Genomic DNA, 13,280 nt, shown 5'->3' on the forward strand with positions numbered 1-13,280 from the left:
CCGCCGGGCATGGCCCGGCGCTACCAAACGCGGGCGCGTTACTTCTTCTTCGGCATGTACAGATCGGTGATCGTGCCGTCGTAGATTTCCGAGGCCATCGCCACCGATTCGCTCAGCGTCGGGTGCGCGTGGATGGTGTGGCCGATGTCTTCGGCCTCGGCACCCATCTCGATCGCCAGGCCGATCTCGGCCAGCAGATCACCGGCGTGCACGCCGACGATCGCACCGCCGATGATGCGGTGGCTGTCCTCGTCGAAGATCAGCTTGGTGAAGCCCTCGGTGCGGCCGATGCCGATCGCGCGGCCGCTGGCGGCCCACGGGAACTTGGCCACGCCAACCTTCAGGCCCTTGGCCTTGGCTTCGGTCTCGGTGACGCCAACCCAGGCGATTTCCGGGTTGGTGTAGGCCACCGACGGAATCACCCGCGCCACCCACTCCTTCTTGTGCCCGGCAGCCACTTCGGCCGCCAGCTTGCCCTCGTGCGTGGCCTTGTGGGCCAGCATCGGGTTGCCGACGATGTCGCCGATGGCAAAGATGTGCGGCACGTTGGTGCGCATCTGCCGGTCGACCGGAATGAAGCCACGATCGGTCACCTGCACGCCGGCCTTTTCAGCATCGATCTTCTTGCCGTTCGGCGAACGACCCACGGCCACCAGCACGCGGTCGAAGGTGCCCTGCGCCAATGCCGGCGCCTGGCCTTCCTCGGCGGCTTCGAAGGTCACGGTGATGCCCTTGGCATCGGCGGTCACGCCGGAGGCCTTGGTCTTCAGGTGCACGTCAATGCCCTGCTTCTTCAGGCGGTCGGCCAGCGGCTTGACCAGGTCCTTGTCGGCGCCCGGCATCAGCTGGTCCATGAACTCGACCACGGTGACCTTGCTACCCAGCGCGCCATACACGGTGGCCATTTCCAGGCCGATGATGCCGCCACCGACGACCAGCAGCGAACCCGGCACTTCGGCCAGTTCCAGCGCGTCGGTGGAGTCCATCACTCGCTTGTCGTTCCACGGGAAGTTCGGCAGCTTCACCGCCTGCGAACCGGCGGCGATGATGCACTTCTGGAAGCGCAGCAGCTGGGTGCTGCCGTCTTCAGCGGTGATCAGCAGTTCGTTGGCCGACACGAACGTACCAACGCCCTGCACATTGCGGACCTTGCGCTGCTTGGCCATGCCGGCCAGGCCCTTGGTCAGCTGGTTGACGACCTTTTCCTTGTACTGGCGCAGCTTGTCCAGGGTGATGGTCGGCTTGCCGAACTCGACGCCGAAATCACCGGCATGGGCAACTTCGTCGATCACCGCAGCGGCATGCAGCAGTGCCTTGGACGGAATGCAGCCCACGTTGAGGCAGACGCCGCCGAGGCTGGCGTAGCGTTCGACCAGCACCGTATCCAGGCCGACGTCGGCGGCGCGGAAGGCGGCGGTGTAGCCGCCCGGGCCCGAGCCCAGCACGACCATTTCGCACTCGATGTCGGCGGCCTTGCCACTGGCCAGCGCCGGCTTCGGTGCTGCAGGCTCGGCGGGGGCGCGGTGCGACGGCGTCACCGGCGGCTTGCTGGCCGGGGCGCTAACCGCCGGGGCCGGCGCAGCGGCCTTGGCCGGCGCTTCAGCGGCGCCTTCGGTCTCCAGCAGCACGACGACCGCGCCTTCGGACAGCGTGTCGCCCAGCTTGACCTTGATTTCCTTGACCACGCCGGCTGCCGAGGACGGCACTTCCAGGGTCGCCTTGTCCGACTCCAGGGTCACCAGACCCTGGTCTTTCTTCACCGTATCGCCAACGGCGACCAGCACTTCGATCACCGGCACATCGCTGTAATCGCCGATGTCGGGAACCTTGATTTCAATCGTGGCCATGGTGGGTTTTCCTCGTGCCCGACCGGCGTGGCCGGCGGGCTGTCACTGCGTTTCGACAGGCGGCCGCGCCAGGGGCAGCGGCCGCACGGTGGGGGCGAAGCGGTGCCTTACAGCAGCACGCGGCGCATGTCGGCCAGCACCTGCGAGAGGTACGTGGTGAAGCGTGCGGCCAGGGCGCCATCGATGACGCGGTGGTCGTAGCTCAGCGACAGCGGCAGCATCAGCTTCGGAGCGAACTCCTTGCCATTCCAGACCGGCTGGATGGACGACTTGGAGACGCCGAGGATGGCCACTTCCGGGGCATTGACGATCGGGGTGAACGCGGTGCCGCCGATGCCGCCCAGCGAGCTGATCGAGAAGCAACCGCCGCTCATGTCGGCCGGGCCCAGCTTGCCGTCACGCGCCTTCTTGGCCAGCTCGCCGGTTTCCTGCGCGATCTGCACCACGCCCTTCTTGTCGACGTCGCGGATGACCGGAACGACCAGGCCGTTCGGGGTATCGGCAGCGAAACCGATGTTGAAGTACTTCTTCAGGGTCAGGTTCTCGCCGCTGGCATCCAGCGAAGCGTTGAACTCCGGGAACTTCTTCAGCGCCGCAGCGCTGGCCTTGATCAGGAAGGCGAGCATGGTCAGCTTGATGCCGGCCTTCTCGTTCTCCTTGTTCAGCGCCACGCGCAGGCCTTCCAGGTCGGTGATGTCGGCCTGCTCGAACTGGGTGACGTGCGGGATCATCGCCCAGTTGCGGGCGAGGTTCGCACCGGAGATCTTCTTGATGCGCGACAGCGGCTGCACTTCCACGTCGCCGAACTTGCTGAAATCAACCTTCGGCCACGGCAGCAGGTTGAGGCCACCGCCGGCAGCCACGGTGCCACCGGCAGCTGCCGGAGCGCCGCCGCTGAGCGCGGCCTTGACGAACTTCTGCACGTCGGCCTTGGTGATGCGGCCGCCTTTCTCGCTGCCGCTGACCTGCAGCAGGTCGACACCCAGCTCACGGGCGAACACGCGCACCACCGGCGATGCGTAGGGCACCTTGGCCGGCAACACGCCATCGGCATTGAACTGCACCGGCGGGCTGGTCGGCGCACCGGCCGAGGGGGCGCTGGCGATCTCGCGGGCGGCCAGCTTGTCCGGCTGGGCCGGCACGGCGACCGGCTCGACCTTGGTGGCGGTCTCGGCGGCGGCCGGGGCAGCAGCGGCGGCAGCCTTGCCCGGGGCCGGGGCGGCAGCGCCTTCGGCTTCGATGATGGCGACCACGTTGCCCTGCGACAGGTTGTCGCCGACCTTGACCTTGATCTCCTTGACCACGCCGGCGACCGACGACGGCACTTCCATGGTGGCCTTGTCGCTTTCCAGCGTGACCAGGCCCTGGTCCTTCTTCACCGTATCGCCCACGGCGACCAGCACTTCGATGACCGGAATGCCGCTGTAATCGCCGATATCCGGCACCAGGGCTTCCACCGCGCCGCCGCTGGCAGCGGGGGCGGCAGCAGCGGCCGGAGCGGGAGCGGCCTGGGTGGCAGCGGCCGGAGCAGCGGCCTTGGCCGGTGCGGGCGCCGCGGCGGGTGCAGCAGCCGCGGCCGGCTGGGCAGCCTCGCCGTCGGCCACTTCGATCAGTGCCACGACCTTGCCTTCGGACAGGCTGTCGCCCAGCTTGACCTTGATTTCCTTGACCACGCCGGCCACCGAGGACGGCACCTCCATGGTCGCTTTATCGCTTTCCAGCGTGACCAGGCCCTGGTTCTTCTTCACCGTATCGCCGACGGCAACAAGCACCTCGATTACCGGGATATCGCTGTAGTCACCGATATCGGGGACACGTGCTTCCTTGATTTCGGCCATGGGGAGAACTCCGGCAATCTGGTGTAGGGAAACGTCTATTGTGCGGCCAGCGGGAGCCAGCGCCAACCGTTACAGGTGTTTTCAGTACGCACGCAGCCGGGACACGCTGTTGCTCATGGCCCGCCGGCGCTTCCAGTCGGTAGCGTATTGTCCTGCCGATGTCCGCTTGATGTCGCCAGTGCGACGGCCACCGGCTGCCAGGCCTGGCGCAGGCGCGGCAAGGACCACGCTGCGTTGGCCGGACTGGTGGACGGCAGCGCCAGCACCTTGGCCGACGTGGCCAGCTGCGGCTGCACCCAGCGCTGGAAGGCCTGCATCGCCGCGCCACCGTTGCAGCCGATCAGCTGCAGGTCAGGCAGTGCGGCGATCAGTGCGGGAAGTGCATTGGCCACTTCCGTGCCACGCACGATGTCCGCATCCAGGCTGCCGCGTCGTTCGCAGCGGCCGATCACATCCCACAGGCCGACGCCATTGGCTGCCAGCGCCTGCAGTCGCTGCGCGTACGGCATTGCCGGGTCGAAGCCGCACAGATCGCCGAGCAAGGGCCAGAAACGATTGCGCGGGTGCGCGTAGTAATGCTGTGCCTGCAACGAAGCGATACCGGGCATTGAACCCAGCAGCAGCACCCGGCAATCCGCGTTCACCTGCGCAGGCAGGCCGATGCACAACGTTGCAGCGCTCACATCTTCTCCAACTGCATGAATATTCCGGGAGGGCAGAAACCGCATGGAAACAGGGATTTCGCGCTGTTCGCTGAACAGTGCGAACTAATTTTTAACGCGCGTCGGATTCGATTCATGTTGGGGCGACTACGGTGTGCACGCCCCGCAACCGGGGGCCCAAAACAAGAAACATTAGGAGATTCCCCCATGCGCTCCATCCGTATCCTGAGCCTCGCCCTGCTGACCTCCGCCGCGTTCGCACCGGCTGCCTTCGCGCAGGACAGCAGCACCACCGATACCGCCTCGGGCAAGCATTTTGCCGTGGTTGGCGGCGTCTCGCTGCTGCAGCCGAAGAATGACCCGATCGACGGCATCAAGAAGGTCGATGGCGGCCCGGCACCGACCGTCAGCTTCAGCTACTACATCAACGACAACTGGGCCGTTGAGCTGTGGGGCGCTGCAGACAAGTTCGACCACAAGGTGAAGGGCCCGGGCAATGCCCGCCTCGGCAGCGTCGAGCAGCAGCCGGTCGCGCTGAGCGGCCAGTACCACTTCGGCCAGGCTGACAACGTGTTCCGTCCGTTCGTGGGCGTGGGCTACTTCCAGTCGGCCTTCAGCAATGAAACCCTGGCCGACGGCAGCGACTCGGACATCCGCCTGAAGGATGCCAAGGGCGTGATCGGCACCGTCGGTGTGGACATGAACATCAACTCGACCTGGTTCGCCCGTGCCGACGCCCGCTACATGCGCTCGCGTCCGGACGTGAAGGTCGGCGGCGAGAAGATCGGCGAAGCGAAGATGGATCCGTGGACCGTCGGCTTCGGCATCGGCGCCCGCTTCTAAGCGCTTCTGCGTCATTGTTGTACCGCGACGGGCCCTTCGGGGCCCGTCGTCGTTTCCGTCACCCGGGTTCTGTAGAGTCCACTGACAGTCGGATCTACACGGACGGGATGCGGAGGCGCGATGCACGAGGTCGACCTGCTGGTGATCGGCGGTGGCATCAACGGCGCCGGTATCGCCCGCGATGCCAGCGGCCGCGGCCTGAAGGTGCTGCTGTGCGAACAGCACGACCTGGCAGCACACACCTCCAGCGCCAGCAGCAAGCTGATCCATGGCGGTCTGCGCTACCTGGAACAGGGCGAGTTCGGCCTGGTGCGCAAGGCGCTGGGCGAGCGCGAGGTGGTGCGTCGGCAGGCGCCGTTCCTGGTGCGGCCGCTGTGCTTCGTGCTTCCGTGGCAGCCGCACCTGCGCCCGCGCTGGATGCTGCGGCTCGGGCTCTGGCTGTACGACCATCTGGGCCGGCGCAGTCCCGCCTTCCCCGCGTCGCGCGCCGTGGACCTGCACGCCGATCCACTCGGCGCGCTGCTGTCGCCACAGCTGCAGCACGCCTTCAGCTACGCCGACGCGCAGGTGGATGATGCGCGGCTGGTCATCCTCAACGCGCTCGACGCTGCGCAGCGGGGTACATGCATCCTGACCGGCACGCGCTGCGTGGACCTGCAACGCGGGCACGGACGCTGGCACGCCGTACTGGAAAACGCCGCAGGCCATCAGCAGACCGTGCAGGCACAGGCGGTGGTCAACGCCGCAGGCCCCTGGGCCGGCGGTCTGCTGGAGCGCATGCACGCCCGCAGCGGCGGTCCTGCGCTGCGCCTGGTACAGGGCAGCCACATCGTGCTGCGCCGCGCCTGGCCGAACGACCGCGCCTGCCTGCTGCAGCAGCCCGACGGCCGCGTGGTGTTCCTGCTGCCCTTCCACGACCATCTGCTCATCGGCACCACCGACACCGACTATCGCGGCGACCCCGCACGCTGCAGTGTGCTGCCTGCGGAAGTGGACTACCTGTGCAGCGCTGCCAACGGCTACCTGCGTGATCCGGTCGCACCTGCCGAGGTGGTCTGGCAGTTTGCCGGCGTGCGCCCGTTGCTGGCCGACCCGGACCCGCGCGCGGCCAAACTGAGCCGTGACTATCGCCTGCAACTGGACGCCGAAGGTGCGCCTGCGCTGCACGTGCTGGGCGGCAAGCTGACCACGTACCGGGTACTGGCCGAGGAGGCACTGGACCTGCTGCGCCCCTATCTGCCTGCCGCCGGCCCTGCCTGGACGGCGGCAGGCGAGCCACTGCCCGGCAGCGACTGGGGCGATGCCGGGCAGGCACGGGAACAGCTTCGGCACCAGGCCCCCTGGCTGCCGGAGGCCACGCTGCGGCGCTGGGCCAGCGCCTATGGCAGTCGCAGCATCGACCTGCTGCACGGCGCACGCTGCCTGTTCGATCTGGGCGAAGACTTTGGCGCGGGCCTGCACGCGCGCGAGGTGGCGTTCCTGTGCGACCACGAGTGGGCCCGCAGCGCCGAGGATGTACTGTGGCGGCGGAGCAAGCTGGGGCTGCAGATGGACGCGGCACAGGCGGCACGGCTGCAGGCCTGGATGGATTCACATCGCCGGTAATGCCGCGCGCGGCCCGGCGCCGCCGATGCATTACGATCTCAACATCGCCACCGGAGACGCTGCATGACGCCCCGCTACGTGCTGGCCATCGACCAGGGAACCACCAGTTCGCGCGCGATCCTGTTCGATCGCGCCGGCGACATCGTCGGCAGCGCGCAGCGCGAGTTTGCCCAGTTGTTTCCACAGCCGGGGTGGGTCGAGCATGACCCGCGCGAGATCCTGACAAGCGTCTACGCCACGATCACCGAACTGCTCAGCCGCGAACAGATCGATCCCCGCCACATCGCCGCACTGGGCATCACCAACCAGCGCGAAACCACCGTGGTCTGGGACCGTGCCAGCGGCCAGCCGATCCACAACGCCATCGTCTGGCAGTCGCGGCAGAGCCAGGCGATCTGCGAGCGGCTGAAGTCCGACGGCCACGAAGCGCTGATCCGCGAGCGTACCGGCCTGCTGATCGATGCCTATTTCTCGGCCACCAAGATCCGCTGGATCCTCGACCACGTGGAAGGCGCGCAGCAGCGGGCCGAACGTGGCGAGCTGCTGTTCGGCACCATCGACAGCTGGCTGGTGTGGAATCTCAGCGGCGGCCAGGCGCACGTGACCGACTACAGCAACGCCGCGCGTACGCTGCTGTTCAACATCCATACCCTGGGCTGGGACGAGGACCTGCTGGCCCTGCTGGACATCCCGCGTGCGATGCTGCCGCAGGTGCGCGATTCCAGTTCGGTATACGCGCACACGCGCCCGCAGTTCTTCTTCGACCATCCGATCCCGATTGCCGGCATCGCCGGCGACCAGCAGGCCGCGCTGTTCGGCCAGGCCTGCTTCCAGCCAGGCATGGTCAAGAACACCTATGGCACCGGCTGCTTCATGCTGATGCACACCGGCACGCAGGCCGTGCGCTCGCGCAATGGCCTGCTGACCACCATTGCCTGGGGCCTGGAGGGAAAGGTGGAGTACGCGCTGGAGGGGTCGATCTTCATCGCCGGCTCGGTGGTGCAGTGGCTGCGCGATGGGCTGCGCATGATCGATCGCGCTGCTGACAGCCAGGCCTTGGCCGCACAGGTGCCCGACAGCGCGGGGGTGTACCTGGTGCCGGCCTTCGTCGGCCTGGGTGCACCGTACTGGCGCAGCGACGTGCGCGGTGCGATGTTCGGCCTGACCCGTGGCACCGGCAAGGCCCACTTCGTGCGCGCAGCGCTGGAGGCGATGGCCTACCAGACCCGCGACGTTCTGGATGCGATGCAGTCCGATGCGGGCATCTCGCTCAGTGAACTGCGCGCCGATGGCGGCGCGATCGGCAACGACTTCCTTGCCAGCTTCCAGGCCGACATCCTCGGCGTCCCCCTGCTGCGACCGCGGGTGACCGAGACCACCGCGCTGGGTGCGGCCTACCTGGCCGGGCTGGCGGTCGGCTTCTGGGAGAGCCGCGAACAGATCGCGGCACAGTGGGGGCTCGATCGCCGCTTCGAACCGCAGATGGCGGTGGCCCGGCGCGAGAAACTCTACGCCGGGTGGCAGCAGGCCGTGGCCGCCACCCTCGCCTTCCACGTCGATTGAGGGCGGCAGCGCCGGGCCATGCCCGGCGACACCCATTCCGCCGGGCATGGCCCGGCGCTACCCGACATCAGAACGCCGGCAGCACCGCGCCCTTGTACTTGGTCTCGATGAAGGCCTTCACCTGCGGGCTGGTCAGCGCCTTGGCCAGCTTCTGCACGCGGGCGTCGTCCTTGTTGTCCGGGCGGGCGACCAGGAAATTCACGTACGGCGAGTCCTTGCTCTCGATCGCCAGCGCGTCCTTGGTCGGGTTGAGGCCGGCATCCAGTGCATAGTTGGTGTTGATCAGGGCCAGATCGACCTGGTCGAGCACGCGCGGCAGCATCGCCGAGTCCAGCTCGCGGAACTTCAGGTTCTTCGGGTTGGAGACGATGTCGCGCTGTGTGGCCAGCGCATTGGTGGGGTCCTTCAGCTCGATCACGCCGGCCTTGTGCAGCAGGATCAGCGCGCGGCTGTTGTTGCTGGGGTCGTTGGGGATCACCACATCGGCCCCTTCACGCAGTTCGGCCAGCGACTTGATCTTGCGCGAGTAGGCACCGAACGGCTCGATGTGCACGCCCACCACCTTGGTCAGGTCGGTCTTGCGATCACGGTTGTAGGCGTCCAGGTACGGTTCGGTCTGGAAGTAGTTGGCATCCACCTGCTTCTGCACCAGCTGGTCGTTGGGCTGCACGTAGTCGTTGAACACGCGCACGTCCAGCTCCACGCCTTCCTGCTTGAGGATCGGCTTGACCACGTCCAGGATCTCGGCGTGCGGCACGGCGGTGGCGGCCACCACCAGCTTCTGCGAAGGCTCACCGGACTTGCCGCAGGCGGTCAGGGCCAGCGCAGCAGCGAACAGGGGCAGCAACAGGGTCTTCTTCATGGGCGCAATCGATCTCGGGGGAGGTGTCAGGATTTTTCGTAGTTGGTCAGGGCCAGTTCCAGCAGTGCCTTGGCCTGCTCGCGCAGCATCATCGGCTCGACGATCTCGGCATCGGACCCGTAATGCAACACGTCCATCAACAGTTCGCGCGACACGCTGTAGGGCACTTTCAGTTCATAGCGGCCATCGGCGAGGAAGCGTCCCTGCTGCTTGGAGTGCCAGTGCTCGTCGGCCACCCAGCGCGCGGCCTTGGCACTGAACAGGATGGTTGCCCAGCCCTTGGGCGCACCGGAGAAGATGCCGTAGCTGGCGCCGAGCTGCTCGTCCAGTTCGCTGTCGGCGACATCGCGGGCGGTGCTGTCGATCACCCGCGCCTTGTAGATGCGGTCCACCGCAAAGCTGCGCAGGGCCTCGCGATCATGGTCCCAGCCGTCCAGGTACCAGTTGTCGCGGTAATGGGTCAGCCGCTGCGGCGATACGGTGCGCTTGGTCGCTTCGTCGGTCGAGCGGGCGCGGTACTCAAAGCCCAGCTGCTTGCGCTCCAGCACCGCCGAGGCCACCGAACGGAAGCTGGCTTCATCGAACTTGCGGCCACGGTGCGGAATGACCCGCACCCGATCCACCGGCCAGCTGGAAACACCAGCCTGGGCGGCCAGCAGGCTCTCGATGCGCTGCTGCAGCGGCGCCAGCACCGAAGACAGCACGCCGCCGCCGGTACGGGCCAGCAGGTGCTGCGAGGCCAGCAGGGCGTGCAGCTCCTCCGAGCTCAGCCACAGGCCGGGCAGCTCGAAGCGGTCACTCTCGTCGGCCAGGTAGCGGAAGCCGGCCTCGCCATCGCCCTCGATCGGCGCCATCAGCGCATCGCGCAGGAACGCCAGGTCGCGGTAGACGGTGGCCCGGGAGCAACCGAGCTTGTCCTGCAGGGTCGCCACCGTCACCGGATAGCGTGCGGACTTGAGCAGACGATGCAGGGCGGTGATGCGTTCGTATCGGTCCATGCCCCCGATTATGTCCGAGTCTCGGGCGTTGTGGCGGACGATTGGGCTATCGTGGGCGCCCCCTGCCCCGTGGAGCGCCCGATGCGCCGGTTGTCTGTCCTGCCCCTGCTGGCCTGCCTGCTGCTGGCCGCCTGCGACCGCGCACCGGCGCCCACCGACGCTGCCACGCCCGTCCCCGCTGCCGATCCGGCGCAGGCAGTGCTGTCTGCCAGCCAGCGCTTTGCCGCCCTGCGCAGCTTCCATGCCGAGCTGGAGGTGCTGGGCGCGCAGCAGCCGGTGCGTACCGCGATGGACTTCGTCGCCCCGGACCGGTTCCGGGTGCAGACCCCTGCCGGACCACAGGTGATCATCGGCGACACCATGTTCCTGCAGGCCGACGATGCGATCCGCCAGGTGCCGACCCCGCCGGGGCTGCTGGAGCAATGGCGCAGCCCGCTGCCTGCCGATATCCCCGCACAGGCCCTGCAGGCCGAAGACCTGGGCGAGCAGACGCTGGACGGCGTCAGCACCCGCCACTACCGCCTGCGTGGCGCCACGGCCGGTGAGCGGCTGGAGTACTGGGTGGATGCGCAGGGCCTGCCGCGGCAGATCGTGCGCAGCGGCCACAACAACGGCAAGCCCTTCCAGCTGCGGCTGCGGTACTCGCGCTTCAACGATCCTGCCCTGCAGGTCGACCTGCCCTGAATGGGCCTGGCCGACAACGCCTGCTGAAGCAGGCGGGACGGGCGATTCGGACGGTCATCACGCTTCCAGTATCATCACCGGCTGCCAACCGCTTCGGAGAAGCCTCGATGTCCCTGCGCGTGTCCCTGCTGGTCCCCTTGCTGCTCTGCGCCCCGCTGGCGTATGCGCAGGATGCCTCCGAACTGGCGGCGATGTCCTCGCCGTGGAGCGGCAGTGGTGGCGAACTCGGCTTCGCGTCGGCACGTGGCAACAGCAGCACCGAGAGCTTCAACGGCCGCCTGCGCCTGCGCTACACCGATGGCGACTGGGTGCACAGCATGGATCTGTTCGGCCTGCGCTCCAGCTCCAAGGTGACCGAAACCAGCGACGACGGCACCACCACGCGCCGCAACAACACCACCGCCAACCGCTACACCGGCAGTGCAGGCAGCGCGCTGCAGCTGGGCGAACATCGCCAGCTGACGGCCACGGTACGTACCGAGCGTGATGATTTCGCCACCTACGACCGGCAGAGCTCGTTCGGTCTGGGTTACGGCACCCGGCTGTGGAACACCGAGCGTTTCTCGTTCGATGCGCAGATCGGCCCCGGTGTGCGCCGTACCCACAGCACCGAGGACGACCGCACCCGCACCGGCCTGATCGGTCGCGGCCTGTTCGACCTGAAGTACTCGCTGACCGACAACACCGACCTGATCAACACGCTGCTGGTCGAATCGGGTTCGTACAACACCTTCGGCCAGAACGATTTTGGCGTCTCGGTGAGCATGAACGAGCACCTGGCGCTGAAGGCCGGCTGGCAGGCGCGTTACAACAGCGACGTCGCCGAGGACAAGCGCAAGACCGATACGCTGACCACGATGAACGTGGTCTACAAGTTCAAATAAGCGAAACGGGCGCCTGGCGCCCGTTCTGCTTTTGGTAGTGCCGGCCGCCGGCCGGCAACTGCATTTCATCGGGTTCATGAGATTGCCGGCCAGCGGCCGGCATTACCTGCGGTGGCTCAGACGTTCAACAGCTCGCCAGCCCCCGCATCCAGCAGCATCTTCGCCACGCGCTGACCCAGTGCTTCCGGGTCGCTGGCCGGGCCCACGGCGTCGGCACGCACCGCGCGGCCGTCGCTGGCGCTGCCGACCAGCCCCTGCAGGTGCAGATCCTGGCCCTGCCACTGCGCAATCGCCGCCACCGGCACATGGCAGCTGCCGTGCAGCGCGCGGTTCATGGCCCGCTCCGCTTCCACACAGGCGCGCGTGGCGGCGTCATCCAGGCCTGCAAACAGCGCCATCAGCGCGGCATTGCCGCCATCGCACTCCACCGCCACCGCGCCCTGTGCTGGTGCCGGCAACCACTGCGGCGGCTGCAGGCGGGCGACGATGCGATTGCCCAGGCCCAGCCGTTCCAGCCCGGCCACGGCCAGCACGATGGCGTCGTAGCCGCCGTTGTCGAGCTTGGCCAGGCGGGTGTTGACGTTGCCGCGCAGGTCCAGCAGTTCCAGGTCCGGGCGCAGCGCACGCAGCTGGGCCTGGCGGCGCAGTGACGAGGTACCGACGCGCGCACCGATCGGCAGTGCATCCAGCGAGGCATACAGGTTGGAGACGAAACCATCGGCCGGATCGTGGCGGGTCAGCATTGCCGGCAGCGCGAACGGCGCATCCAGTTCCATCGGCACATCCTTCAACGAGTGCACCGCGCAGTCGGCCTCGCCACGCAGCATGGCCAGTTCCAGTTCCTTGAGGAACAGGCCCTTGCCACCGATGGCCGCCAGCGAGCGGTCCAGCACCTCATCGCCGCGGGTGCTCATCGGCACCAGTTCCACGTGCAGATCGGGATGTGCCTGGCGCAGGCGGTCGGCGACGTGTTCGCTCTGCCAGAGGGCGAGCGGGCTCTTGCGGGTGGCGATGCGGACGGTTTCCATCCCTTCATTATCGCGCCTATCGGCGGGATACGGCCAACGGCGGAGCCCCTCGTGGCTGGAAGCAACAGCTGTGCTTGGCCGGGCGGGGTGGACTGCGCAGGGGTCGCTGCAAGTACGTCCATGTAAGCTCGGTCGCCGCTTGCTCGTGTGCGCTGTCCTGCGCACCCGGCAAGACCGGGGTTGGGCATCCTGCCCAACCCGCCCGAGGCATGCCTCGGGCCCATGCGGCTCACGCCCCTGCGCAGCCCACCCCGCCCGGCCTCTGACAGTTTCCGTGTGCGTCAGCCACGGAAGATCAAAAGAAAAAAGAAAAAAGCAGAAGCAGAAGCAACAGCCGGCGACTTCCGGGGTCAGATCCCTTTTCCGCAGGAAAAAGGGATCTGACCCCTCTTTCCCCACCCGATAACACCAACGCTCTTTTGCTGTCCGTCACCGGAAAATTCGCGAGGGCGAGGCGGGATGGGCG

The 13,280-nt window shown here is 67.3% G+C and carries 11 protein-coding genes; 5 read left to right on the forward strand and 6 right to left on the reverse strand.

Annotated elements, in window-relative coordinates; translation table 11 throughout:
• Positions 1-38 precede the first annotated feature (38 nt).
• The 3 genes from lpdA to ACUXVE_RS15980 all read right to left on the reverse strand — a co-directional run bounded on the left by lpdA (position 39) and on the right by ACUXVE_RS15980 (position 4,368).
• Positions 39-1,847, reverse strand: coding sequence for a dihydrolipoyl dehydrogenase (lpdA, locus tag ACUXVE_RS15970; protein ID WP_445514778.1), 1,809 nt, complete (start codon positions 1,845-1,847; stop codon positions 39-41).
• A gap of 107 nt (positions 1,848-1,954) precedes the next feature.
• Complete coding sequence (aceF, locus tag ACUXVE_RS15975) at positions 1,955-3,685, reverse strand: dihydrolipoyllysine-residue acetyltransferase (protein WP_445514779.1); 1,731 nt, start codon at positions 3,683-3,685, stop codon at positions 1,955-1,957.
• Between the two features lie 113 nt (positions 3,686-3,798).
• Positions 3,799-4,368, reverse strand: a complete 570-nt coding sequence (locus ACUXVE_RS15980) for a DNA-deoxyinosine glycosylase (RefSeq protein ID WP_025877378.1) — start codon at positions 4,366-4,368, stop codon at positions 3,799-3,801.
• Positions 4,369-4,554: 186 nt separating this feature from the next.
• On the opposite strand from ACUXVE_RS15980, the gene ACUXVE_RS15985 reads away from it, so the two are divergent.
• From ACUXVE_RS15985 to glpK, 3 genes are all read left to right on the forward strand, one after another.
• Positions 4,555-5,190 (forward strand): OmpW/AlkL family protein, encoded by a 636-nt coding sequence (locus ACUXVE_RS15985; protein WP_049464294.1) that lies wholly within the window; start codon positions 4,555-4,557, stop codon positions 5,188-5,190.
• A 120-nt stretch (positions 5,191-5,310) separates the two neighbouring features.
• Positions 5,311-6,795, forward strand: coding sequence for a glycerol-3-phosphate dehydrogenase (glpD, locus tag ACUXVE_RS15990; protein WP_445514780.1), 1,485 nt, complete (start codon positions 5,311-5,313; stop codon positions 6,793-6,795).
• Positions 6,796-6,858: 63 nt separating this feature from the next.
• The gene (gene glpK, locus ACUXVE_RS15995) at positions 6,859-8,358 is read left to right on the forward strand and encodes a glycerol kinase GlpK (protein WP_445514781.1); all 1,500 of its coding nucleotides are present in this window, start codon (positions 6,859-6,861) and stop codon (positions 8,356-8,358) included.
• Between the two features lie 67 nt (positions 8,359-8,425).
• Here glpK and ACUXVE_RS16000 read toward each other — a convergent pair whose 3' ends face one another.
• Both ACUXVE_RS16000 and ACUXVE_RS16005 read right to left on the reverse strand, forming a co-directional pair.
• The gene (locus ACUXVE_RS16000; protein ID WP_222388323.1) at positions 8,426-9,220 is read right to left on the reverse strand and encodes a MetQ/NlpA family ABC transporter substrate-binding protein; all 795 of its coding nucleotides are present in this window, start codon (positions 9,218-9,220) and stop codon (positions 8,426-8,428) included.
• Positions 9,221-9,246: 26 nt separating this feature from the next.
• Positions 9,247-10,218 (reverse strand): helix-turn-helix transcriptional regulator, encoded by a 972-nt coding sequence (locus ACUXVE_RS16005; protein WP_025877388.1) that lies wholly within the window; start codon positions 10,216-10,218, stop codon positions 9,247-9,249.
• 81 nt (positions 10,219-10,299) lie between these two features.
• Here ACUXVE_RS16005 and ACUXVE_RS16010 point away from each other — a divergent pair, with 81 nt between their 5' ends.
• Both ACUXVE_RS16010 and ACUXVE_RS16015 read left to right on the forward strand, forming a co-directional pair.
• The gene (locus tag ACUXVE_RS16010) at positions 10,300-10,902 is read left to right on the forward strand and encodes a LolA family protein (protein ID WP_032976576.1); all 603 of its coding nucleotides are present in this window, start codon (positions 10,300-10,302) and stop codon (positions 10,900-10,902) included.
• A gap of 107 nt (positions 10,903-11,009) precedes the next feature.
• Positions 11,010-11,786, forward strand: coding sequence for a DUF481 domain-containing protein (locus tag ACUXVE_RS16015; protein WP_025877391.1), 777 nt, complete (start codon positions 11,010-11,012; stop codon positions 11,784-11,786).
• Between the two features lie 116 nt (positions 11,787-11,902).
• Here ACUXVE_RS16015 and hemC read toward each other — a convergent pair whose 3' ends face one another.
• Positions 11,903-12,814, reverse strand: coding sequence for a hydroxymethylbilane synthase (gene hemC / locus ACUXVE_RS16020; protein ID WP_033832280.1), 912 nt, complete (start codon positions 12,812-12,814; stop codon positions 11,903-11,905).
• Positions 12,815-13,280: the final 466 nt, after the last annotated feature.

The organism is Stenotrophomonas sp. 3(2025), assembly GCF_052665395.1.